Source organism: Dyadobacter sp. 3J3 (genome assembly GCF_009801115.1).
GTDB lineage: Bacteria > Bacteroidota > Bacteroidia > Cytophagales > Spirosomataceae > Dyadobacter.
On record NZ_VTOL01000005.1, the window covers coordinates 273203 to 297939 of the forward strand.

Annotated in this window: 18 protein-coding genes; 3 read left to right on the forward strand and 15 right to left on the reverse strand. The window is 39.6% G+C overall.

The genetic code is table 11. The features are described 5' to 3' along the window. The first annotated feature begins 217 nt into the window (after positions 1 to 217). Together FZF08_RS13025 and FZF08_RS13030 are read left to right on the forward strand one after the other, a co-directional pair. Positions 218 to 799, forward strand: coding sequence for a GNAT family N-acetyltransferase (locus FZF08_RS13025; protein WP_159469406.1), 582 nt, complete (start codon positions 218 to 220; stop codon positions 797 to 799). Positions 800 to 879: 80 nt separating this feature from the next. Further along, the gene (locus tag FZF08_RS13030) at positions 880 to 2151 is read left to right on the forward strand and encodes an acyltransferase family protein (RefSeq protein WP_200837074.1); all 1272 of its coding nucleotides are present in this window, start codon (positions 880 to 882) and stop codon (positions 2149 to 2151) included. A gap of 77 nt (positions 2152 to 2228) precedes the next feature. On the opposite strand, the gene FZF08_RS13035 is transcribed toward FZF08_RS13030, so the two are convergent. Then, positions 2229 to 3089, reverse strand: coding sequence for a pirin family protein (locus FZF08_RS13035; RefSeq protein WP_159469410.1), 861 nt, complete (start codon positions 3087 to 3089; stop codon positions 2229 to 2231). A 1389-nt stretch (positions 3090 to 4478) separates the two neighbouring features. Beyond that, positions 4479 to 5336 (reverse strand): sugar phosphate isomerase/epimerase, encoded by an 858-nt coding sequence (locus tag FZF08_RS13040; protein WP_159469412.1) that lies wholly within the window; start codon positions 5334 to 5336, stop codon positions 4479 to 4481. Positions 5337 to 5474: 138 nt separating this feature from the next. Between FZF08_RS13040 and FZF08_RS13045 the strand changes: the two genes are divergently transcribed. Beyond that, complete coding sequence (locus tag FZF08_RS13045; protein ID WP_159469414.1) at positions 5475 to 6335, forward strand: AraC family transcriptional regulator; 861 nt, start codon at positions 5475 to 5477, stop codon at positions 6333 to 6335. A 44-nt stretch (positions 6336 to 6379) separates the two neighbouring features. On the opposite strand, the gene FZF08_RS13050 is transcribed toward FZF08_RS13045, so the two are convergent. The 13 genes from FZF08_RS13050 to FZF08_RS13110 all read right to left on the reverse strand — a co-directional run bounded on the left by FZF08_RS13050 (position 6380) and on the right by FZF08_RS13110 (position 24715). Then, the gene (locus FZF08_RS13050; RefSeq protein WP_159469417.1) at positions 6380 to 8143 is read right to left on the reverse strand and encodes a hypothetical protein; all 1764 of its coding nucleotides are present in this window, start codon (positions 8141 to 8143) and stop codon (positions 6380 to 6382) included. Positions 8144 to 8181: 38 nt separating this feature from the next. Then, complete coding sequence (locus FZF08_RS13055) at positions 8182 to 10992, reverse strand: DEAD/DEAH box helicase (RefSeq protein WP_159469419.1); 2811 nt, start codon at positions 10990 to 10992, stop codon at positions 8182 to 8184. 73 nt (positions 10993 to 11065) lie between these two features. Then, positions 11066 to 11347, reverse strand: coding sequence for a hypothetical protein (locus FZF08_RS13060; protein WP_159469421.1), 282 nt, complete (start codon positions 11345 to 11347; stop codon positions 11066 to 11068). Positions 11348 to 11387: 40 nt separating this feature from the next. Beyond that, positions 11388 to 13058 (reverse strand): amidohydrolase family protein, encoded by a 1671-nt coding sequence (locus FZF08_RS13065; RefSeq protein ID WP_159469424.1) that lies wholly within the window; start codon positions 13056 to 13058, stop codon positions 11388 to 11390. A 68-nt stretch (positions 13059 to 13126) separates the two neighbouring features. Beyond that, positions 13127 to 13810, reverse strand: coding sequence for a M48 family metallopeptidase (locus FZF08_RS13070; protein WP_159469426.1), 684 nt, complete (start codon positions 13808 to 13810; stop codon positions 13127 to 13129). Continuing rightward, positions 13807 to 17022: a type I restriction endonuclease subunit R gene (locus tag FZF08_RS13075; protein WP_159469429.1), complete on the reverse strand. Its 3216-nt coding sequence runs from the start codon at positions 17020 to 17022 to the stop codon at positions 13807 to 13809. The genes FZF08_RS13070 and FZF08_RS13075 overlap by 4 nt, the downstream gene beginning before the upstream one ends. 1 nt (position 17023) lies before the next feature. Further along, on the reverse strand, positions 17024 to 18322 hold the full coding sequence (locus FZF08_RS13080) for a restriction endonuclease subunit S (protein WP_159469431.1): 1299 nt from the start codon (positions 18320 to 18322) through the stop codon (positions 17024 to 17026). A 154-nt stretch (positions 18323 to 18476) separates the two neighbouring features. Further along, positions 18477 to 18617, reverse strand: coding sequence for a hypothetical protein (locus tag FZF08_RS32290; protein WP_200837081.1), 141 nt, complete (start codon positions 18615 to 18617; stop codon positions 18477 to 18479). Between the two features lie 56 nt (positions 18618 to 18673). Next, complete coding sequence (locus tag FZF08_RS13090) at positions 18674 to 20971, reverse strand: N-6 DNA methylase (protein WP_159469433.1); 2298 nt, start codon at positions 20969 to 20971, stop codon at positions 18674 to 18676. After that, on the reverse strand, positions 20887 to 21318 hold the full coding sequence (locus FZF08_RS31750) for a type I restriction-modification system subunit M N-terminal domain-containing protein (protein WP_159469436.1): 432 nt from the start codon (positions 21316 to 21318) through the stop codon (positions 20887 to 20889). The genes FZF08_RS13090 and FZF08_RS31750 overlap by 85 nt, the downstream gene beginning before the upstream one ends. A 132-nt stretch (positions 21319 to 21450) precedes the next feature. Continuing rightward, entirely contained in the window at positions 21451 to 22887 is a 1437-nt protein-coding gene (locus FZF08_RS13100; RefSeq protein ID WP_159469438.1) for a Gfo/Idh/MocA family protein, read from the reverse strand. A 154-nt stretch (positions 22888 to 23041) separates the two neighbouring features. Continuing rightward, complete coding sequence (locus tag FZF08_RS13105) at positions 23042 to 23881, reverse strand: ThuA domain-containing protein (protein ID WP_159469440.1); 840 nt, start codon at positions 23879 to 23881, stop codon at positions 23042 to 23044. A gap of 42 nt (positions 23882 to 23923) precedes the next feature. Further along, the gene (locus tag FZF08_RS13110) at positions 23924 to 24715 is read right to left on the reverse strand and encodes an SDR family NAD(P)-dependent oxidoreductase (RefSeq protein ID WP_159469442.1); all 792 of its coding nucleotides are present in this window, start codon (positions 24713 to 24715) and stop codon (positions 23924 to 23926) included. Positions 24716 to 24737 lie beyond the last annotated feature (22 nt).

Below are 24737 nucleotides of genomic sequence, written 5' to 3' on the forward strand. Positions count from 1 at the left end.
TTTCAATTTTAATAAGAATGAGTAATCGGATAGACCATAACTCGTTTATTGACAATACAATTTTACAGCAAAATAATGCTAAAAACTTTCTTTCTTTTGATTAGTAATGATCGTATTTTGACTTTTTTTTAAGTTTTAAATCTATTTAAAGCAAAATATGGCTATAAGGTGAAATTGACTAAATGAATATTTCAATCTTAATTATAAGTAATAAAATATGATTAGATCTGCTACACCGGCTGATGCGACGGCCGTAGCTCCGCTGATGATATTGGCGATGGGACATATTGCAGGGATTTTCGCAAAATCCGAAAATTATAAGGATGCCATTCCATTTTTTGAGATGTTTTTCAGGATGGAAGATAATCAATATAGTTACGCGAACACGTTGGTTTACGAGAATGAAAATGGCATAGCAGGTTCTGTAACTGGTTATGATGGGAAACGTCTTCATGAATTACGACAGCCCATACTAGATGAGTTAAGGAAATCAGATCCTGATTTTACCCCGAATGACGAAACGGAAGCTGGCGAATATTATCTGGATTGTGTCAATGTTGATGAAAACCAGCAGGGAAAAGGGATTGGGAAAATATTGATCAATGCTTTTTGCGATCTTGGTTTTAGTCTGGGTTATAAGCGGATCGGATTAATTGTTGATCTGGATAATCCGGCAGCAAAAAAATTGTATAAAAATCTGGGTTTTTATGAAGCCGGAAAAAGAAAATTTATGGGACATGACTATTTTCATATGGTAAAAGATTATGATAAAATAATGGGAAATGATTTCGCTAAATAGATTTAGCGTGATTCTTCCTTCGTAATTTGAAAAAACATTAACTTGTGCTCTCCTAACCTTTACAAAAGAATCATTTCTTGATGAAAACCCGTCTTATTTCTCTGGACGTCCTGCGCGGACTGACCATTATTCTCATGACGATCGTCAACAATCCGGGCGATTGGGGACATGTTTATTCACCGCTTTTACATACAGAATGGCATGGCTGCACACCAACAGATTTGGTGTTTCCTACCTTCCTTTTTATTGTAGGTGTCTCTGTCGTTTTAGCAACGCCGCAAAAAATCCTTAATGCAAATTCTTTTCAAAAAATAATAACCCGGACGCTTCGGATTTTCTGTCTGGGGCTGTTTTTAAGTTTTTTTTCGAAAATTCATGGGTTTGGACTGGAAGGTTTGCCGCTCTTGGGGTTTCGATTGATTTGGACAGCAATAATCGTTTTAGCTCTTTTCAATGATTATGATAAAAAGCTGCAATTTTACGTAGCGCTTGCTGTTTTTCTAACCATGCTAATTTTGGCCTTTGGTGGATTTAAGGACTATGAAACCGTCAGGATTCCAGGTGTTTTACAGCGGATCGCTATTGTTTATTTTATCGTTTCAATATTATATCTTAAAACAAACTGGAAAACGCAAGCTTTTTTTGGGGTTATAGTTTTGCTGACTTACTGGGCTTTAATGACATTAATTCCTGTGCCGGGCGTTGGAGAACCGAACTTTGAAAAAGGTACAAACCTGGGAGCCTGGCTGGATAATTATCTGCTTCCGGGCCATTTATGGGTTACTTCCAAAACCTGGGATCCTGAAGGAATTCTGAGCACGCTTCCAGCAATTGGAACAGGCATTGCCGGATTGTTGGTTGGGACTTTGCTTACAAATTCTTTTTCAAAAGACAAAAAGGCTCTGCATTTGTTGATAGGAGCTATTTTCGCTATTATTATTGGTTTGATCTGGAATGTTGTATTTCCGATTAATAAAGCACTTTGGACAAGTTCCTACGTCTTGTATGCCGCAGGAATTGCTTCACTTTGCCTCGTTATTTTGTACTACATTATTGACGTTTTAGGTATCTCGGGCTGGACGAAATTTTTCGTGATTTTTGGTGTCAATCCGATGGTTGTGTTTTTCTTTTCGGGGATTATTCCAAGGGTTTTGAGTGGAATAAAAGTGGCGTATCCAAATGATCCGGCGCACGAGCCGATTGGCTTGCAGGCTTACTTTTATGAATTTCAATTGTCACCGCTTTTTTCAGATCCGATCAATGCTTCACTGGCATATGCGCTAACTTATCTTGCGTTGTGGTTTGTGATTTTGTATATTCTGTACCGGAATAAGCTGGTGTTTAAGGTGTAGTAAGGTGCAGACTTTTTGTTTAAATTGTTAGTCTTAAAGAGAAACCGGCTTCGATCATTTTCGGAGCCGGTTTCTTTTTAATGTTTCCACTTTCCAAATTTTCCTTCCTGATAATCAGCATAAGCTTCCTGGATTTCCAATCGGGTATTCATCACAAACGGCCCCTGTGCTACAACCGGTTCATTGTTTGGCAATGCATGACCGATTAATAGCAGACTTTTTTCCGTTGCTTCCAGTTGAATTGTTCCTTCTTTCTCATCAAATTCGACCAGATTCAGTTTGTCGATTTTTTCGTTATTAACAATTAACTCGCCACTGATAAGATAAAACAATACGGTTCTTCCTTCCGGAATTGCAATAGAATATTTTCCTTGTTTTTCAAAATAAATTGTAGCGAGATGAATATCTGCTAACGATTGAATTGCGGCTTTTTCTCCTTCCCAATTTCCGGAAACGGCGTCGATTATTACTTTTCCTTCATCCAGAATTAAATGTGGAATTTCATCTTTTTGAAGACCAATATAGGCAGGATCAACATTTTTAAATTTGGCAGGAAGATTAACCCAAAGTTGAAGAATTTCAACATTGCCGCCATTTTTCAGGAATTCTTTTGACGAGTTTTCCGAATGGATAATTCCTTTTCCGGCCGTCATCCATTGAATTCCGCCGGCTTCAATTTTGCTGTTGTAACCCGTGCTGTCGGTGTGGACAATATCGCCGTCAATGATAAAAGTTACCGTTTCAAAACCTTTATGCGGATGTGGGCCAAAAGGCAAGCCGCGATTGTTGGCTGGATAAACCTGTGGTCCATGGTGGTTCAGGAAAAGGAATGGTTCGAGTGCATCGATCGCTACTTCCTGCGAAGGCATCACGCGATAGGTGTCCAAACCACCCATATCCGTATAACCGGCTTTATATTTTGCTGTGATCTTTTTCATCTGTTATTCTTCTGAAATGTATTTTACTAATGCGTTTTCCGGAAGAATAGTTTAGAAGACAATAGACAAGCTGGATTGTTATTTGCCACGAATGCACGAATGTTCACAAATTATTTATTCGTGAGCATTTGTGCATTCGTGGCATTTCTTTTTTTAGATGGTAAGGCATTTTTTTTTACCCGTCCGACCGGTATTGAAAATATCAATTTTAAAGAGAAATCAATTTGGGAATCGGTGGATTTTCAATATTTGATTTGATAAAAGAAAAACCGTCTTTGAAAGAATAGTTTAGAAGACAAGAGACAAGCTGGATTGTTATTTGCCACGAATGCACGAATGTTCACAAATTATTTATTCGTGAGCATTTGTGCATTCGTGGCATTTCTTTTTTAGATGGTAAGGAATTTTTTATTACCCGTACGACCGTTATTGAAAATGTCAATTTTAAAGACAAATCAATTTGGGAACCGGCGGATTTTCAATATTTGATTTGATAAAAGGAAAACCGTCTTTGGAAGAATAGTTTAGAAGACAATAGACAAGCTGGATTGTTATTTGCCACGAATGCACGAATGTTCACAAATTATTTATTCGTGAGCATTTGTGCATTCGTGGCATTTCTTTTTTTAGATGGTAAGGCATTTTTTTTTACCCGTCCGACCGGTATTGAAAATATCAATTTTAAAGAGAAATCAATTTGGGAATCGGTGGATTTTCAATATTTGATTTGATAAAAGAAAAACCGTCTTTGAAAGAATAGTTTAGAAGACAATAGACAAGCTGGATTGTTATTTGCCACGAATGCACGAATATTCACAAATTATTTATTCGTGAGCATTTGTGCATTCGTGGCATTTCTTTTTTTAGATGGTAAGGAATTTTTTTTTCCCGTCCGACCGTTATTGAAAATGTCAATTTTAAAGAGAAATCAATTTGGGAACCGGCGAATTTTCAATATTTGATTTGATAAAAGAAAAACCGTCTTTGGAAGAATAGTTTAGAAGACAATAGACAAGCTGGATTGTTATTTGCCACGAATGCACGAATGTTCACAAATTATTTATTCGTGAGCATTTGTGCATTCGTGGCATTTCTTTTTTTAGATGGTAAGGCATTTTTTATTACCCGTCCGACCGGTATTGAAACTGTCAAGTTTAAAGAGAAATCAATTTGGGAACCGGTGGATTTTCAATATTTGATTTGATAAAAGAAAAACCGTCTTTGGAATAATAGTTTAGAAGACAATAGACAAGCTGGATTGTTATTTGCCACGAATGCACGAATATTCACAAATTATTTATTCGTGAGCATTTGTGCATTCGTGGCATTTCTTTTTTAGATGGTAAGGAATTTTTATTACCCGTACGACCGGTATTGAAAATATCAATTTTAAAGAGAAATCAATTTGGGAATCGGTGGATTTTCAATATTTGATTTGATAAAAGAAAAACCATCACGCATCAATTGCTCTTCTGAATCAAACATTTTACGCCAAATATTAGCAACAGGCAGTTTCGGACTGAATGCTTCAATACTGATCCAGCCGTCATATTTCAGATCACGAATGGCTCCAAAAATTCCGTCCCAGTCAACATTTCCTTTTCCGGGTGTGGATCTATCATTTTCAGAAAGTTGGATGAAAGAGATTCTGTCGCCCATTTTTCTCATCGTGTCACCAATGTTTTTCTCTTCAATATTGGCATGAAAAGTATCAAACATAATCTTGCAATTCGGATGATTTACTTCGTCCACAAAACGAATTAATTCATCTCCGCAACTTGTCAGATATAACTCGAAACGGTTCAAATATTCGAGACCCAGAGTGATGTCAAGTTCTCCGGCATAATCTGCCAGTTCCCGGATACTGTCAACGCCCCATTTCCATTCGTCCGACGTCGCGGGCTGGCCGGTGAAAACGCCTAACGCGGAATGATATGGCCCCATTAATTTCGTTGCACCCAAAACCAGAGAACAGTCAATAACGCGTTTCAAATGCTCCAAAGTTGATTTGCGCATTACAGGATCGGCACTGATCAAATGATTGTCCGGACCGCAAATGGTATCTGTTTCACAGGATAATCCCAGGTCGTCCAGTTTTTTACGGAATTTAAACCAGTGCTCAGGATTTGTATTAAATATAGGGACCTCTACTCCGTCAAATCCAATTTCTTTTATCAGTTCGAGGGTAGGGAAAAGTGAGTCGTCAATTTGGTTTCCCCAAAGGAGAAGATTCATGCTGTATTTCATGCGGAGTATTTTTTTTAATACAATTTTACAACAACAAAATACTAAATACTTTTCGTCATTTGATTAGTACTAGCTGTATTTTGACTTTTGTTTAAATATGTTTGCTAATTTTGGCAAAATTCAGATAAGTCGTTTACTATGAAAGCTCCGATCCATAAAAATATTGAAAGTCAGGTACGCCTGGTTACGGTGCATGAATTAAAAGAGCCTCATTTTGATCCTAACTGGCATTTTCACCCGCATTACCAGCTTTTTACGGTTTTGGAAGGAACCGGAAAACGTTTGATCGGAGATTCTATTCATACTTTTGAACCCGGAGATACCGTTTTCCTGGGACCGGATATTCCACATTTATGGAGAAGCGATCCTGCTTATTTTGGAGGAAATTCAGAGATATCCACGCATGGTATCGTACTTTATTTTCAGGAAGATTTTTTAGGAAAAGATTTTTTTGAAAAATCGGAAATGCTTGCTTTGAAACAACTTCTGATAGATTCCAAACGCGGTATTGCTTACAAAGGAACGCTGCGTGATCATATCCGTCAGGAACTTTTGGAATTAAGAAATACCGAAGGATTTTCAGGGATTTTAAAGCTCCTTACTTTACTAAACAAACTTGCACACGAAGAAGGAGGCACACCGATAGCGAGTTATGGTTATGTCAATACCTACAAAGTTTCTGAAACAGAACGTATGCAAAAAGTGCATAATTATGTTCTTCAGCATTTTGCCCAGGAAATAAGGCTGGGCGATGTTGCTTCCTTGGCTGGTATGAGCGAGGCCGCATTCTGCCGTTATTTCAAAGCCCGTTCAAACAAAACATTTATTGATTTTGTCAATGAAATCAGGGTAGGGCACGCTTGTAAATTGCTCCTGGAAGATCAATTTACAATCGCCCAAATTGCCTATGACAGTGGTTTTGATTCCTTATCAAATTTCAATCGGAATTTTAAAAGATATATTGGACATACGCCACGGGAGTATAAGGGAAATTATTGATAATTATTTTGCTACTCGCTGTAAGCTGTCTGCCAAAAGCTACTTTAATTTAATACATACCCCAATTCCTTCATACGGTTGGTGAAAGCAGTTAATTTTGTATGTTCAATTAATATATGGTACTGTTCTGCCTTGACCACGAGTTTTCGTAAGACCTCGTCCTGTACAATCATACGCTGCAAGATTTTATTCCCCGGTGGAATTGAGAAGACGTGAATTTCCGATTGACTGTTAATACTTTTGCTGTTTGATACAAGTTCCTGTAAGTAGTTTTCCCAAAACGCAGGAAGTTTTTCACCGATGGTTTGTTTAAACAATACGATTTTATTCTGGATATCCCTGGTTGATTTGCATTCTTTCAAAAACTTTCCAGGGCTGAACTGATACCGGTTTTCGCTGACTTTATTCGCGTAACTACTTAGCATAGTATCCGCCAGAACGGGATCTCCTTCCACTCGAATGAAGGTACTGTTTTCATCAAAAGACAAAGTCGTTTGAAAATCAGTGGTAACGGGCGTGTAATCTTTGCTCAATCCCAGCACATAAGCGCCCATGGCTGTAATTCTGAACGCAAGAAGATTCTGATAGGCTGATTGCAGATTGGGAATGGCAGGATCCAGTGCAATGTCCATAAGTCCGAAAGAGGCCATCAAAAAGACATGAGCGGCGAGGTAGGGCTCCCCAACAAATTGTTGTGCGTTTCCGGAATACACGGAAATAGTTCTTTGGACCATCAAACCCTTACTGGATATTACAGAATATTCTGCTTCAATTTTGTCTCTGATCTGCCAGTCGAGCAGAGGTGAGATGTTGATAAAACGACTGTTAACGAAACTATTCAGATTGTCAAAACTTATCCATTGCCCCGGGGAAAGCTTACGAAATATTTCGATGATTGTTGCGGTGGTATTGAGCCTGTATTCATGATACTGAAAATAATTTATTCCTTTCAGATGCGTCAGCATATAAGGGGCCGCCTGCTTTTTGTTAAAGTCCCGCGCTAAAAGTGTTTTAATTGTTTCATGCGCAGACTGAGAAATCACCTTCATCTTGAAATCATCCGATAGCAAACCTGCGATGAGCAATGCTCTTACCGGCGTATCATCTGCGTTACCAAATGACGAAAGTTTCAGCGTTCGTGACATTTTTTTAGCAGATGCTGCATTCGGGTTTCCCTTCTGTGAATACTTGATATTTCCCTGGCTGTGGTACGAAATGATTCTCGGGAGTTCGGCGGTAATGATACTTTCAGTCAGATAGGTGACAAAAGGTTCGCCGGGTTCCTGGATAGGTTTGATATAGTAACCCTCAGGTTTAGGAAGATGGATAGCCAGTAATTTTCGAAGTTCATAAGGGATTGACAGCGAGATGCCTGTGTCCCGCAATTCTCCTTTTCTGTCTTCGTAATATCCGCTCGGCTCATAAAGCGTGATGAAATCTCCCCAGCGGGCCTTTATTTCCGGAATCAGCTGAACCACAAGATAATTGCTCCACAATTTTGCCAAATGCAGGAGTGGAGTGCCCAGAATTTCTTCCAGCTCTTTTCGGTCCAATGCATGGTTCCAGGTAGCCTTGGTCAGGATAGTTCTTTCATCTTCACTTAAATCGGCCACGTATCCGAACGCAATCTCTTCGTCGTTGTACCACATACATACGAGATCTGCTATTTCCTCTTTTGTAGTAATTTTCCGGATATCAATTTTACTGTAACTAAGGATCCGGCTTTCATATTTCGTATAGTTACGGATCAGAAATTTCTGGATTGGCGAATAGAAAAATTTCACAATGAAATCTTTGTTATTCTTCATGAGGTTTGCTTTAATAGCCTCAGATTCCTGCTTCGTCATCATTTTCCTAAAATAAATTCAATATCATCCTCACTCAGACTTTTCACAGAAGCGCTGTCACTGGAAATAATTGAATCCAGTAATGCACTTTTAACTTCCTGAAGTTTCAGTATTTTCTCTTCTATCGTACCCAGTGTAATCAGTTTGTAACTCATTACCTTTTTATTTTGTCCAATCCGGTGCGCGCGGTCAATGGCCTGGTTTTCTGCCGATTTGTTCCACCACGGATCAAAAATAAAGACCATGTCCGCAGCAGTAAGGTTCAGCCCTGTGCCTCCTGTTTTCAGGGTCAGTACAAAAACTTTACAATCCGGGTCATTTTGAAAACGGTCAACGAGCTGCTGCCGGTTTCTGCTACTTCCGGTCATGGTCACAAAGTCAATACCTCTCTTGTCCAATTCTTCGCCAATATCTTCCACAGCGGCCAGGTAATTGGCAAACACCAGAACCTTATGTTTGTTCGCAATGGCATCTTCGAGCTGCTCAATAAGGAGTTCTGTTTTTGGAGAATCTATTTTTCCGTCCGTTTGTGCTCCCGGAATGGACGCGATCTGCCGCAGTTCGTTCATAGCCTGAAAAACAAAAAACTGGGATTGTTGAATACCTTTCATCGCAACCTGCTGCTCAATGGCATCTTTATAATACAGCCGTCGCTGCTCGTAATATCTGGCCTGTTCAGGGCTCATTTCAACGAATAAAGTTTGCTCTATCTTATCGGGCAATTCTTTAAGTACATCCTTTTTTAATCTTCTGAGAATGAAAGGATAAATCTTCTTTTTTAATTCTATTGTTGCATCCTTGTTGTCATACTTTTGAATGGGCGTCAGGTAGTGCTGATTAAAACCCTCGGCGCTTCCAAACATAGCCGGGTTCAGAAAACGGAATAGGGCATACAGTTCTGAAAGATTGTTTTCAACAGGCGTTCCACTTAATGCAAGGCGGTAGGATGCGTTGAGAAGCAATACTGCTTTATGCAATTGACTGTTCAGGTTTTTTACAGCCTGGGATTCGTCCAGGATTGCGTAAAGGAATTTTTCATTCTTCCAAAATTCAATATCATTACGCACCATGGCATAGGTGGTCAGGATGATATTTACCTTTTGGACTTCTTCTTTATCACGGTTGGTACCATACCAGGTGTAAAAAGTGAGTTGTGGTGCAAACTTTTTCAGCTCATTTTCCCAGTTAAAGAGTAGTGATTTTGGCATGGCGATAATCGAAGGTAAACCGGTTTTATCTTTTTCATAAACTTCCGCCAGCAGTGTGATTGTTTGCAGGGTTTTACCCAAACCCATATCGTCGGCCAGGCAGCCGCCCAGTTTGTTTTGATGCAGATAGAGTAGCCACTTATAGCCCTGCTCCTGATAAGGACGCAGTTTTGCATTTATTTTTGGCAGTTTTATCTTTTTATCGGCAATCTGGTTAAAGCCTTCGAATATGTTTCTCGCTTTGCTGAACTGCTCCTTCGCTGCACGTTCTTCGATCAGTTCTTCAACCAGCGGAAGATCAAAAAAAGAAATTTCGATTTTGTCCTTATCTTTTTTCTTTTTGAAAAGCCGCTGGAGTTTCTGCATATACTGCTCATTGACCAGGGCCTGGCTGCCATCGGCAAGAATGATGTAGCGGTTTTTGTTGAACTGGTTTATCGCATCAAAAAGTGAAATCTTTTGGTCACCAAATTCGAGTGTGGCTTTTCCTTCAAGAAAATCAATACCGTGACCGACCTGCACATTCAGCTTCGGTGGGTTTACATTGATTTTGTAAGATTTTAACTTTTCGCTGCCTACAAGCGCATATTCTCCGATCAGGGAAGGGATATCCCGGTATATAAATTCCGAAGCGATATTCTCCGGAATAATAAGAAGGTTTTCTTCCTGGATAATTCCACCGGATACTTTCTTCTTTCCTTTTTCTACATGTTTATTAAGGGTTTTTTCAATATACGCTACATGCTGCTCAATGTGTACCTGCTCAATCGGACGGACGGTAATGGTTTCTTCCATTTCATTGATTACCGCAAAACGGAACAAGTCGTAGTCGTCCAGAAAATCAACATCGGTATTGGGCAAAAGCTGGCCGATGCGCAGGTAAAGCGAGTTATCAGCATCTACTTTTTCAAATATAAGTGCCGGTCTTGATTTTACAGGTTCGGCATCTTTCTGCACCGTATAATTTTCGTAAGACAACGTTACATTGTCGAGGTACGAAAAAAACAGAGAAAGAAATTTCTGCAAATCTGCAAGCGGTAAGGTTTTTAGATTGAAATTTTCCAATGAATGAAATAGAGCACCCACAGGCTCGGTTTCCAACACAGCGTTACTGCCAGCAAGCCATACATGTTCTTCATTAATAAACTGAAAATGGTTATGTTCGGCTTCAGGCGTATTCAATTCCAGTTGAGACGACAATGACTTATCACCTGTTTTGCTGAGTATTAATCTGAGCTGCGCTGTTCCATTTCCGGCTTTTATTACTTCATCGTCAGCATTTATAAACAGACCGCTTTCTAGTAATTGTGGGATCAGGTATGGATGCTCGTGAAGGTATAACCTGCTTTCAGGATTTTCCCAGTCAATAGTGAAATGGCTGCGGTCCCGGATCATGTGGATCGTTTTAGCTATACTACGCAATACGCCACTATACTGACGGTAACCAAAGGTTGCGTTTTTACCCGATTTGTCTACCGTTTCAATAAACGCACCCTGTGCATCGAACTGAAGAAGGAAAAAAAGTCCGTTGTCTTTCTTAGATGATATTTCTTTAAATTCTGTAAAAGACTTATTTCGCCTTAATTGCTCGAAAATAGACATGTTCGAAAATGTGTGATTGCTATTGTGTAAAATAAATCATCCATTATGATTTTGCCAAGTTTATAAACCGAATCTAAAGTGTATTTACGAAATACTTGCTTAGCTCATTATAGCCTGTCTCAATCGGGATATCAAATACATCAGTAGAATATTCTCCCGTCCAAACTCCGAACAATTGATGATTTTTTTCATGCTTGTTTTGAATTAGGGCTCCAAGTAATGTTACTAAATCTTTCTTACCCTGAACTGTGCAAAATTCAGTTTTATCTCTATTTATCCAGTTGATGGTAAAGTACCATAATTCTTTGTCTCGGACCTGAAACGGGAAATTTTTTAAATCGTTTCTGAAAGCCATTATATCTATTTTAACGTGGACAGATTTTACTCTCGTTTATTTACTTCTTATATCCTGGGCCTTTGACAAATCTTCCGGGTGTAGCACCAGTATGTTCACCATTTTTCAAAACAGCTACGCCGTTTACAAAAACATCAGAAATACCCGTGGCAAATTGCTGAGGTTTGTCGTAAGTAGCGTGGTCCTGTACTTTTTCAGGATCGAAAATTACTACATCGGCGTAGTAACCAACTTTAAGTTCGCCACGTTTTTTGAGTTTTAAATTGGTTGCGGGAAGTTTTGCCAGTTTATAAATGGCTTTTTCCAATGGTAATAATTTTTCTTCTCTCACATAGTGCCCGATCACACGTATAAAATTCCCATAAGATCTTGGATGAGGCTGGGATTTGAGGAATACGCCTTCAGGAGAATAACTTCCTGCATCCGAACCGAAACTCACCCACGGCAGCGCCAATTGTTTTTTTACAACATCTTCATTCATCATAAAAAACGCGACACCAATCCGGGTACTATCCTGCACGATCAGATCCATAGCAGTTTCTTCCGGCGATTTACCTCTGATTTTAGCTACGGCTGCAAGTGTTTTCCCAGTATATTTTTTCAATGAATCCTGATTAAAACCAAGTAACAAAACATTTTCCGGCGAACCTGCGGCGTAATACAAATTTTCCCAGTCAGCAGGATTTGTTTGCATTGCTTTCGCCATTTTAGAACGAATAGCCGGATCCTGCAAACGTTGCCATAATTTGCCAAAACCGCCATCCTGCAAAGAAGGCGGAAGTGAAGCGGTAAGTCCGGTAGCACCGGCCAGGTATGTGTACATATCCGCAGTTATATGCAGACCTTCGGCTCTTGCTTTTTCTATGCGTTTGATCACGTCGTCCATTTTCTTCCAATTGTCTTTTCCAGCCGCTTTCAGGTGATAAATTTCGGCAGGGATATTGGCTTCTCTTGAAATAGTAATCAATTCTTCCACGGCTTCGTCCAGTTTATTGCCCTCACTGCGCAAATGCGAAATATACATACCCCCATGTTTCGATGCTTCCTTGCAGAGCGCAATCAATTCTTGTGTATCTGCGAAAAAATCGGGAGGGTAAATTAATGAAGAACCAACTCCCATGGCACCTTCTTCCATGGCTTTTTTTACCAATAATTGCATAGTTTCCAATTCGGCAGGCGTGGCTTTGCGGTTATCTTCGCCCACAACATATGTCCTTACGGTGCCGGCTCCAATGAATGAAGCGACATTACAACTTATGCCTTTCTTTTCCAGGAAATTCAAATATTCTCCAACGGTATTCCATTCAACTTTGTATTTAATATCTCCCTGTCCATTCTGCATTTCGCTTTTCATTTTGGGGTTAAGCGGGCCCATGCTGCTGCCTTCTCCCATTACTTCCAAAGTTACACCCTGACGAATATCACTTTGGCTGCGGCCATCATGAATTAAAGATTCCGTTGCCCAGCTCAGCATATTAATAAAACCAGGTGCGATAGCTTGTCCTTTTACGTCTATTTCATTTGTAGCCGTTTCATTTTTCAGGTCGCCAATGAAAGCGATCGTATCAGCGTTAATGGCAATATCAGCTATCACAGGTTTTTCTCCGCTTCCATCGTAGATTGTTCCATTACGGATGATGGTGTCGTATTTTGTTTTGGAGGTGCAGGCGAAAAATATTGTACAGAAAAGGAGTGCAAGAGAATATTTCATTTTGGTTGAGGTTTATACTTCGCTAATATATTAATTACAGCAATAGTATTTACTCATAAGATCTATCTTTAAAGAGACATCTTAACCCCATTCACTTTTAACCAATTCTCATATTCCCGGAAGTTTGGCATTTGTTTATCAAGTTCATTCCAGAATTCCGCAGAGTGATTCGGATATTTAAGATGAACCATTTCGTGGGTAATAATATAATCAAGGACAGATACCGGTGCCATGGCGCATTTCCAATGAAATTTTAAACCATTACCCGGAGTCCAGGATGCCCAACGATTTTGAAGTTCCAACACTTTAACAGAAGTTGGTTTTAAAGGGAATTTTGCTTCTATCAATTTTAAGCGCTCTGTTATTTTTTGTTCAGCTTTATCCTTGTAAAAATCTTTGAAAAGTTTTTCAGCCTTTGAAAGATATTTTTTGTCTAACTGAAAATTCCCTCCTATAAGTTTTAAGGGCACCATTTGATCTTCTAAAATCGATAGGCGATAATTTCTTCCGAAATAAAGAAAGGATTGGCCATTGACAAATTCACGATTTACTTTTCCATGATTGAGCTCTTTCCATTGCGCAAGCTTTTTAAAAATTTGATATTCTTTTCCTTTTATCGCCGTTTCGATTATTTCGTCATTCAATGTTGCAGGTGCCAACACACTTACAGAACCGTCACGTTCGATAAAAATACTTACCGTTTTTCGGCGCTCGGTTTTGTTAATTGTTATGTCGATACCTTCTAGTTTCATCTCAAATCTGTTTCTCTGTTTTTTGCCAGTTTCATTAATTCAGCGGTCAGCTCCGCGGCTTTGTTGAGCAAACCTTCAATATTTGAATAATGTATTTCATCTTCGATAAGTCCTTCCATCTTCCGGATTTCAGGCTGCCTTGTCCAGAAATTTGTAACCGTTGCTGATTCTTTCAGCAAGCTTACAACCAGGATAGTTAACGCTTTTGTTTGTGCAATATTAGTCTCATCGTCGGTGATCAGGTTATTTTTTAGCAATTCGAAAAATGGAGCTTCTATTAGAGATATACCTTCTATTTCCGGTTGTCTTCCTTCGGCCATATCTGTTGCCAAAGTATTGAGTTCCTTTACAATTTCTTCCCAATTCTCTTTGTAGGCATTCAGGATCATTTCAAGGCGATCCTTGAAGCGGCTGTAAAGCGTTGGATCTTTGTCAAGATTTACTTTGATATGCCAACGAATGGCATGTTCCATTTCTGATGCTTTAGACCTTGGCGTTTTGTTTAAGTAATCAACCTTTTTATTAAATTCAGGAGAAAGGATTGAAACCTGTTGGACTTTTGTATCGATTCCTAAGGAAAGCAGATGTTTATCGATTAGTTTACGAACTTTTTCTGAAGCCCATTTCAAATCCATCGTATCATCTTTATATCTGTCTTTAATTCTCCAAAGTAAATAGCCCAACCGCTTGGCCGGAACCCAATATTCTACACCCGCTTGTATATTGAAAAGTAAATCCAGGCTATCAAAAAAGCTTTTCGAATAAGTAAGAAGTTCTGCTCTGAACTTCATATTTTTTGCTTTTTCAATACACTCCTCAGCAAAGTCAAACTCCTGATCCGAGTTAGTGAATTTCTGTTCCAGAAAGATATCGATCTGATTTAAATCATTATCCTTGAACAAATCGGTAAGTCTCTTGTAACGTGCTTCAAGTATTGGGATCTCTTTATTTATATCCCGAAACACTTCCATGAATTCTTGCAGACTGCTTTTATCCTTATCTGTATAAATAGCCAGTGCATCACTTAAATGTTTTGTTACTCCAAAATAATCAACAATCAGGCCGAAAGATTTTCCTCTTTTGGTTCGATTAACACGCGTGATCGCTTGAAATAAATCATGCTCTCTTAAACTTTTGTCCAGATACATTACCTGTTCCACCGGGGCGTCAAATCCTGTAAGCAGGCGATCACAAACACAGATCATTCCAATCCCTGTTTCCGGTTTGTCAAAATTGAAATCGGCTTTGAAGTTTTCGATTGCATTCATTTCAGAAGCATCTTTCCTGGCTTTACTGATATATCCCGGCTCATTGTTGCCAATACTGGAAACGATTGCAGCGACTTTTAGAAATTCCAGTTGTCTTAATTGTTCCGGATCTGCTTCATTTTCCGGCAATAGCTTCAACTCCGAGATTTTATTTTTGATCGCAATTTCAAGTTCATATTTATAACGAACCGCAGCTATAATACTGGAAGCAACGACTTGTGCCTTAAAACGATTGACAAGAATGTCGGTATAATAATGCTCTACAATATCTTTTGCTATGGCAGCAATACGCTCTTTTGATTCCAGATAGGCGATGACGGAACCGTACCGGCGTTGAATTTCTTCTTTTTCAGCCTGGGTTCTTTGCTCAAACATATCTTCAAACTCGGTATCGAAGGATTCCTTATCATCAAGCTGGTCTTTGGAAACCTTGCCGATATATTTGATTTCAACAGTTGCCCGATCTTTTACTGCTTTATCAAACTTGTAAAAATCAATAAAACCGCCGAAACGTTCATGTGTTTTTATCTCATGTCTCTCGGTTAACAGAGGCGTTCCTGTAAAACCAATCCGGACGGCTTTTGGAAATGCAGAAAATAAATTGTCTCCCATATCACCGCCCTGCGTCCGATGTGCTTCATCGATAAGCAGCAATATCCTTTCACTGTCATTAATGGTTTCAAACTTTTCAAACTTAGGAACAACACCGGCTTCAATAAGCGATTGGGCGGAAACGTTCTGGCTTTCATCCAGAAATTTGTGAATCATTACCATGTTCACGTCCCCGGTGTCATTACTTAAGCGAAATAATTTATTTCTTCTATCGATTCTGTGAACGGGTTCGCCAGTGAGCGCGGCAGTTTCCCAAAGCTGATCTTCCAGATCCGTCCTGTCAATGATAAAAATAATTTTTAGATCTCGCAGATCATCGCAGCTGCGAAGTTTGCGAATTAGGAAAACCATAGTCAAGCTTTTTCCGCTTCCCTGGGTATGCCAAACCACACCGCCTTTTTCCAACGGTGTATTCCCGGACCGGTAGTTTGCGATGATTTTTCCAACCGCACGGTATTGATTATAGCGGGCGACAATCTTAACTTCCACGCCTTTTTTTACTTCCATAAACAAAGTATAGTGTTTCAGGATGTCGACCAATATTTCTTTGTTCAACATGCCATGTATCAATACTTCCTGCCTTTCTTCATTGGGGGAAACAGCCACAGATCTGTATTCTTCGGGAAAAATATCGACCCAGTTGTTATAGAAATCAAAATCTGCATTGATCGTACCGACGCGCGCTTCTTTGCCGTGGGTAATGATGCTGAAAATATTGTAGTGGAAAAGCCGTTCTTCCCCTTCCTTAAATCCATAGTCGTCGTTTCTTGTATTGGCATAGCGTGTGACTTGTAAGTAAGCCTCACTTAATGGCTCAGCTACATCAAAGTCTTTGGCTTCTACTACTACAATTGGCATTCCGTTGAGGAATAAAACGATATCAGGAATAATTCCCGTACGGCTTGCACCCGGCGTGAGCAAGCGAAACTGATTAATGGCGATGAAAGAATTGTTGGCATAATTCCTGAAATCTACCAGACGAACCGTTGGGTTTTGCTCACCGGTTAATTCATTTTTTGCTACGCTTGTACCTTTTACCAGCAAACGGTGGATTTCTTTATTGGCATCGTGCAGACTTTTATTTGGAAAGTTTTGCAGCTCAAAAAGAATTTCATCGAGCTGTTTATCCGTTAGCCAGGTACGGCCATCGGCGGTAACATTTATTTTTTTAACGCTGTCTTTGAAAACTTTTGTCAGCATTACTTCTTTGAAACTGCTGCGCAAACTTTTAGCAGCTTCCTGCGGTACACCAAGTCCCTGATCTATCACCTGCCAACCCAAATGTCTTAGTTTTTCTAAAAAAGGTTTTTCAACATTGATGTACTCCGCCATATTAATTTTCTGTTTCTGAGAGGATAGATTCTTCCACGTTCACCAACTTTTTGCCGGAAAGCAAATCTGACATTAAGCCGGATTTTAGTTGGTTGAGTTTTTGAAGGTAGGTTTGTTCGTTTATTATTTTTTTGTTCAAAGTATTCAATCGCAAGCCAATTTGAAACTGTTCATTTGTTGAAGGAAGACCAATTTCATATTCACTAAAAAAAGAAGTTGGAACTCTCTGTTGGCCAGCAGAGCCAGACATTTTCCCTTCTGCTTTTAATCTAAATTCAACAGATGTAGTTAAAAAGAACAGAAAATGAATGGACTTTCTATCTATTGCTCTCAATACATGAAATTCCGTACTGCCAAAACCAAACATATTTTTAAGATTAACAGCCAGCGCTCCTTTTCCATTTTCCATACAAGGAGTAATTTTCGCAAATAGAATATCATTTTCTGTGAAGGAAGTAAACCCTTTCTTTACTACTTCTCTAATTTTTTTAGTATTGTTATTAATTATTTCGGCATCGTTACTTACGTCCTCCATCTTGAAAAATGAAACTTCATCATTGGTTGAAAGTTTACTTGACAAACTTGCTAGCGGATTTATTTCACTTATTTTTGACAAAGGTCCAACTTCCCATTCCTTAGGTACCATTCCCAATTTACTCTCCTTATACAACTCCGGCGCATCTTCATATTTAGGACGAAGTTTCCCCGTTTTAATATCAATGCCCCGTGTGAATAAATCTTGCAGCATACCTTGTTTGATGGCTTTGTATTTGGAAATGGCTGCTTGGGTTTTGGAGATTAGGGAATCGGCTGTTGAAAGTATTTGAGATATACACTTTTGTTCTCTTTTCTGTACTGGATACGGAAATTTAACTAATTCTAGATCTCCCTTTGAAATTTCAGCAAAGGTTGAGCCCGCACCTAAACGCTTTATTCTTTCAATGTAAAAACTTATACAATAGTATAGATAAAGTGAATCAAAATTAGAATTGGGAATTATACTTTTGCAACCTTGATTGGTTGTAAATTCCTTTTTTGCGATAGCGATATATCCAATTGGTGCTCTTGAAGAAATGATTATACTTCCGGCAGGTAGTAAATTTGCAGAAGAATTAAGCAGTCCCTCTTTTGAAATTTTTCTTGCACTATTTTCTATAAATGCAGATTTGGCCTTACTCAAATCAAATGGTGTAACAAAAAGAATTTCTCCATTCCAAAATCCAGCAACCGAGGTACTTGGAGTACCACCAGAAACTACATTACCTATTGTATTTAATTCAGTTTCTTTCCAATCACTCATGTCTTTTTTCTTAATAGATTCTTTTTCTTAAAGTGGCTTCTATGTGTGGTTTTTCCCATTTCTTAAAACCCACTCATTATCCAACTCAAACAAAATCCGATCCTGTTTGATCAGTTGTTTTAATTCTTCTTCTTTTGGTAAATAAAGCCGGTATTTACTGGCGAAGAGTTGTTCGTTTTTTGCCAGGACACTGTATTTCTACACGGCTTATAATTCGGTAATGCGTCCAGCTCAATTCAGTACGCACTGCGTTCCAAATTGGGAATGCTCTGTAAAAAGCACGGATATTATTCAGGTTATGTTCATCAAATCTCCTTTACTGAGGCAAAAAGAACATGCTACGATTCGATATTATTCATAACCCAATTCAACTAAAAATGAATTTAACAATTCCGTTTCTTTTTCACGTTGGCTTAGTATGCTGTGTAAAGGTGTTGTGTATTTGTTGTACAGGTTTTCAACTGCCAGCAATAAATTACGGTTATGTGTTTGTAAATATCCGTTGATGGTCTGATGCAACACAAGGTTCCATCTTTTCAATATAAGTTCTTTGGATTGCCCGGATGTTATTGCTTTTCGTGCGATGTCAACAAGGTTCTGTTTGCGGTTTTTAATTTCCCGGATTACTTTTTTGCATTGTTTCAGTTCTTCTTCCAATGCAGTATGTTTTGCAAAACGGCTTTCATCGGCTGAAATTTGTATATCCAGTTGTGTTATCCTGGCGCTTAATCCGGCTGCCTCAACTTTTAATAAATTGATGTCATTATTAAATAAATCGCCGGATTTTTCATTAGCTTTAATTCGCTTCTGCAAATTCCTATATTCTTTTTCTGCCTCCTTCTGCTCGCTTTTCAATACTTTGACAGACTCTTTATGCTCTTTTAGTTCTTTGTTTGGCCATACTTCATACTCTTCCTCTGTCCAGGTATCTTCTTCCAATTCATTTACTTCTGAAAAAATGGCCTCCAACTCCTCTTTTCTGGCTTCATTTGCGCGCAGTTCTCTCAAAATATCGGGATACTGACTTTCAAGGATTTCGTCGTCCGGTATCAGTTCCGCATTCCAGCCACTGGCAGCAACACTTTTCAAATCAATATTCAGCTCGTTCCAATAAGCAGCCAAAGCACCGCGGCTCTGGTAAGTATCCAAAACGGTACCGCCTTGATTTTTACCAAAAGGAAGAATTTCAAGTGATTCGGTAAAACTTTCAGAGAATTTTCTGTAAAGCGCAAATACATTATTGGTTTCGGGTAAAGATTCAAAATCTTTGACCACCTCAGACCACCATTTTTGAAGTCCTGTGGTGTAGTTTCCGAGCGTAGTGGTAACTTCCGGACTTTCGTCCAGTAGTCTTTTTATATCTTCTTTGCTTTCAATCGCGCCTGTAAATTGGAGATAACCGTCTTTTTGTCTGACAAACAATTTGTCACGAAGACCGGGATACGAATCAAATATATTTTGTAAAGCATCCACTTCACTTACCGGAACCCCGCCTTGTAAATGAGCGTGCACGTCGTGCGGTTCAGCCGGAGGGGCATTGTCCACAAATCTTCTGATGTTTAAATTATATTCCTCGGCAGCCAGATCTTTCTTCGTAACCAGTCTGCTGTATTTATCAATTGTTTTTTTGTGGCGATAGGTGAAAGCAATTTTTTCAATGTCTTCCGGACGCAATTTATTCTGGACCTTACCTTCTTTGAATTCGCGGTCAGCATTGATAAATAAAACCTGATCCCGTAAATGCGCTTCATGTTTATTGATGACAATGACAGAAGCAGGAATTCCAGTTCCATAAAATAAAGCAGGGGGTAAGCCAATCACTGCTTCAAGATACCCTTTATCAATCAGCCATTTGCGGAAGTTACGCTCGTCACCACCGCGGAATAAGACGCCATGAGGCATCACTACGGCCATTCGTCCGTTATTTTTAAGTGAAGCAACCATATGCTGGACAAACATGAAATCAGCTTTACTTTTGACGGGCATCCAGTAGTTGAAACGCTCCTTGAACTTCATGCCATCTTTGCTATAATTCTGGGAGAAAGGAGGATTGGCAATCACAATATCAAAAGTTCTTAACTCGGCACTTGCGCTTTTAAGTATTGGATTCATGAGCGTATCACCGTTCACAATATCACTATCGTAAATACCATGAAACAGCATATTCATTTTGCAAAGGCTCCATGTCGTGCCACTTTTTTCCTGTCCAAAAAGTGATAAGTTCCGGGAAGAGCCATACCGGTTCTCCACATAGTTTTTGCTTTCAATAAGAAGTCCACCGCTGCCCACAGTAGGGTCGTAAATCTCGGCATTCTGGTCCGGTTCAAGAATGTTGACCAGCAAACGAACAACCTCGTTGGGTGTATAAAATTCACCACCCTTTTTTCCGGCACTATCTGCAAAATATTTAATCAAAAATTCATAAGCGGCACCCAATAAATCAGGGAATTCGAGGTTTTCATCCTTTAAATTCTTCTGATTGAATTCGCGGATAAGATCCCGTAAATCCTCATCCGTAATTTGCTTGTTATTTTTACCAATACTTTTATTAAAGTTGATGGATTTTAATACGCCTTCGAGTTTATCAAGATTGGCATCTTCAAGGGCCCAAAGTGCCTTATTGAGCTGATCTCCAATTTCTTCCTGCAAATCTTTGATATAAGGGCGTTTCTCTCCTTTTTCATCTTCAATATAATCAGGATCACCATCAAGTTTTTTCCATCGGGCTGCCAGCGGGACATAGAAGTCGTACTCCGGGCATTTTGTTTTTCAAGTTCTTTGTAAATTACTTCTGGTTCCTGAAGGTGTCTTTTATCAATTAAATTCGTTTTTCTGGTATCCCTATGTGCTTCAAACTGATCATTTACTCTTTTAAGAAATAACATGGCAATGATATATTCCTTGTATTCCGAGGCGTCCATATTGCCACGCAAACTTTCGCAAGCTTCTTCAAGAAATGTTTCTAAACGGGAAAGGGAAAGCTTTTGTGTTGCCATTAAAGTAAATTGAAATCAAAAATCGATAATAAGCAAAGGTACGATTTAAGTAGATTGCAAAAGATTGATCCTGCAAAACAAAAAATCCTCCTCACCAGAAAAGTGAAGAGGATTTTTTGCGATAAGAAATTTTCAGCCTTTCACCTTGGTCGTTCCATAAGGTCCGCGTTGCGGTCTTGACAAAGTTGCGCTTGCCTCTTTATCACCTATAAAATCTTCTTTTTTGGGATCCCATTTAAGTTTTCTGCCAAGTTTCATAGCCGTATGAGCAAGGAGACAAGCGGTGCAGGAGCGCTGTGCGATTTCTGCATGACTTATCGTTTGTTTGCCGCTTTGGATACTTTCAATCCAGTTTTGATGTTGTTCCGGACTTTCATACAAATGAATTTCATTTTGTCCGATAACAGATCCCAGGATTTTCGGGTCACTGGCGTAAAATGCCTTATTTTCTTTGGCCGATTGTGCGGCACCTGGGTCAGAGGCTGTTACTCCCACATTGCCACGTGAAACAAAAATCCAGCCTTCTGTTCCTTCGAATTTTACGCCGTTTGGATTTGTTCCGCCAATTTCCATTTCGACTCCGTTAGCATATTTGGAATTAACTAAAAAGTCGCCATGAACGTCCCATAAGCCAGAGCCCGGAGCCGGAAATGTTGCCTTTCCTTCAATTTCAATAGGTCCTGTAAGTTCAGTATCCATTCCCCAGTGAGCTATATCAATATGGTGAGAACCCCATCCGGTAATCATTCCCGCGCCAAATTGTTCCAGGCGCAACCATCCCGGACGCTCGTTGAGCATATCTGTTTGGGAGTGAACACGATCAAGTGTGTAATAAATATCCGGAGTTGAGCCCAGCCACATATCATAATTCAAGTTAGAAGGAACCGGCATTTTTGCGGGATTTCCACCAGCAGGATCTCCCGGAAGTCCAACATACACTTTTTTCAACTTCCCGATTCTTCCGTTTCTTACCAGTTCACAAGTTCTTTTAAATTGCGGCCACGGGCTTATCGATCTTTGCTGACTTCCCAATTGGAAAATAACTTTTTTCTTGATCACCATGTCAGCCATTTGTCTTCCTTCACGGATCGTCAGGGAGGTTGGCTTTTGCATGTAAATATGTTTTCCGGCCACAGCCGCTTCCATAGCTGGTTGTGCATGCCAGTGATCTGGTAGGCTGATAATGACGGCATCAATATCTTTTCTTGCCAGGATTTCATGATAATCGTCGTATGTTTTTACGTCCAGATAATTTGCTTTTCCTGTACGTTCTGCATATTTTTTTTCAATCCAGATTTTTCCTTGTGCCAAACGGTTTTTGTCCAGATCCGCTACCGCTATCACGTGCGCAGCTTCATTTTTTATGATTTCGGGTAAATCGTGGGAGGAGCCTATACGGCCGAATCCGATTTGTCCGATATTGATTTTATTACTTGGTGCATTTTTGCCAAAAACACTAGCTGGAACAATAGTCGGGAACATGGACGCCGCTATAATACCTGCGGTACCTGTTCCGGCAGTTTTCAGGAATGATCTTCGGCTTTGATTTTTTTCTTCTGAGTTATGCATTGGATTCAGGATTTTAACTATGAATGAGATGGTCGCTCCATAGGGCCGATGCCCTATGTTAAGATATGTCGGCCTTTCAGGCCTTTGCTGTTTTGCTTTGTATTATGGCTCCGTAGGGCGTTGCCCTATGCTGAGATATGTCGGCCTTTCAGGCCTATTTCGTTTGGATTTCGTCTGATGGGGTTTTTGCGTAGGCTTTACTGTAATTTCTTGGCTTTTGAGGTCCGATTGCCCATTCAATTCCTCCGAGAATATGTTTACGTAAATCTTCTTTTAAATAATCCTCTTTTTCGTGTCCGATGGAAGTGTAGAAAGCGCGGCCTCCATCGTATTCGTGCCACCAAACAGATGGAAATATATTTCCGAAAGTATCAAGCGCTTTTCCCGCAGGTTTTTGAATGGTAGTATGATCGTTTACTGCCAGGACATTTAGATTCACGCTCATTTCTTTGAGGAAGTAAAATTCATCTTTATCACGGTTCCACTTTTTGGGTAAATGTGATAGGGAAGGATTTTTCGGATCAAGCACATTGACGGTAAAACTTTGTCCTGGTTCGTGCCAGAAGAAAGTTCCTCCCAACAAATTTTTAAACCATTTCCAGCTACGTTCGGTACCGCAAGCGGAATGCAAACCGACGAAATTTCCACCTGCCTGGATGTACCGCATCAATGCAACACGTTGTGCATCTGTATCAAAAACGTCATTGTTGGTGTTAGAAAATACCAATGCGTCGTATTGTTTAAGGTTTTCATCGGTGAATTTTGAAGGATCATCGCTTGCATCAACCGTAAAACCATACTGTTTTCCAAGGGCCTGAATCGCTTCAATGGAATTGGCAATATTGTCATGAATATAACCTTTGCCATTTTTGGTATAAACCAGGATCTTAACTTTGTTCCACTTGATTTTTTGTGCCTGTGCAGGTATGCTGAAAAATGCCAGTGACAGCACCACGATCAGGCATGTTAATTTTTCAAAAACTGTTCTTTTCATTATAGAATCGTTGACTTTTGAATTATGGTTAGGACTATTTTATCAAAACCCGATCGAGTTTCCGCCATCCACCGGAAGCGAAACGCCGGTAATAAATTTCGCTGCATTTGATGCCAGAAATACTGCTGCCCAACCTACATCATCTGGTTTTCCCCATGTTCCCATAGGCGTACGGTCCATGGCTTTATCTCTTCGTGAAGGATCACCGTTCATGGCGGTCAGCATCATGGGCGTTTCGATAAAGCCAGGAGCAACCGCATTTATTCTGACATTATAAGGTGAAAATTCTGTCGTTAAGGCTTTTACCATTCCTCCAACAGCAGATTTGGAAGCGGTATAAGCTACAACTCGGTCAATTCCGTAAATGGCTGCCATGGATGTGATCATGATAATTGATCCGGATTTTCGTTCGATCATTCGCTTTCCACATTCTCGTGTCATGGAGAAAACAGCGTGCAAGTTCGTTTGAATTACTTTGTCAAAATCTGCATCTGTCACTTCCACCGCGAACTTTTTCATATTGATCCCGGCATTATTAACCAAGATATCAATCGGTCCGCATTTGTTTTCAATCGCTTCTACAAGTGCCGGAATGGTTTCCAGTTGTGTAATGTCATTGACGAAATAAGTAGCTCCTGACCCTAACTTTTCCACTGTTTCCTGCAAGACACTTTCCCGACGGCCAGTCAGGACAACTCTTGCTCCGGCTTGAACCATACACTGTGCAATGTAAAATCCGATCCCGCTGCCGCCTCCGGTAATCAGGGCTAATTTACCTTCTAGTGAAAAAACTGTGGGCTGTGAGATTTCTTCTTTAAGAATTGATTCAGGCATTTTATTGAAAAATATAGAATGA

Coding starts and splice junctions, on each gene's coding strand:
- FZF08_RS13030 (WP_200837074.1), top strand. CDS start 880: ATGAAAACCCGTCTTATTTCTCTGGACGTCCTGCGCGGACTGACCATT.
- FZF08_RS13035 (WP_159469410.1), bottom strand. CDS start 3,089: ATGAAAAAGATCACAGCAAAATATAAAGCCGGTTATACGGATATGGGT.
- FZF08_RS13060 (WP_159469421.1), bottom strand. CDS start 11,347: ATGGCTTTCAGAAACGATTTAAAAAATTTCCCGTTTCAGGTCCGAGAC.
- FZF08_RS13045 (WP_159469414.1), top strand. CDS start 5,475: ATGAAAGCTCCGATCCATAAAAATATTGAAAGTCAGGTACGCCTGGTT.
- FZF08_RS13070 (WP_159469426.1), bottom strand. CDS start 13,810: ATGAAACTAGAAGGTATCGACATAACAATTAACAAAACCGAGCGCCGA.
- FZF08_RS13075 (WP_159469429.1), bottom strand. CDS start 17,022: ATGGCGGAGTACATCAATGTTGAAAAACCTTTTTTAGAAAAACTAAGA.
- FZF08_RS13040 (WP_159469412.1), bottom strand. CDS start 5,336: ATGAAATACAGCATGAATCTTCTCCTTTGGGGAAACCAAATTGACGAC.
- FZF08_RS13025 (WP_159469406.1), top strand. CDS start 218: ATGATTAGATCTGCTACACCGGCTGATGCGACGGCCGTAGCTCCGCTG.
- FZF08_RS13105 (WP_159469440.1), bottom strand. CDS start 23,881: ATGAAAAGAACAGTTTTTGAAAAATTAACATGCCTGATCGTGGTGCTG.
- FZF08_RS13080 (WP_159469431.1), bottom strand. CDS start 18,322: ATGAGTGATTGGAAAGAAACTGAATTAAATACAATAGGTAATGTAGTT.
- FZF08_RS31750 (WP_159469436.1), bottom strand. CDS start 21,318: ATGGCAACACAAAAGCTTTCCCTTTCCCGTTTAGAAACATTTCTTGAA.
- FZF08_RS13110 (WP_159469442.1), bottom strand. CDS start 24,715: ATGCCTGAATCAATTCTTAAAGAAGAAATCTCACAGCCCACAGTTTTT.
- FZF08_RS13065 (WP_159469424.1), bottom strand. CDS start 13,058: ATGAAATATTCTCTTGCACTCCTTTTCTGTACAATATTTTTCGCCTGC.
- FZF08_RS13100 (WP_159469438.1), bottom strand. CDS start 22,887: ATGCATAACTCAGAAGAAAAAAATCAAAGCCGAAGATCATTCCTGAAA.
- FZF08_RS13055 (WP_159469419.1), bottom strand. CDS start 10,992: ATGTCTATTTTCGAGCAATTAAGGCGAAATAAGTCTTTTACAGAATTT.
- FZF08_RS13050 (WP_159469417.1), bottom strand. CDS start 8,143: ATGAAGAATAACAAAGATTTCATTGTGAAATTTTTCTATTCGCCAATC.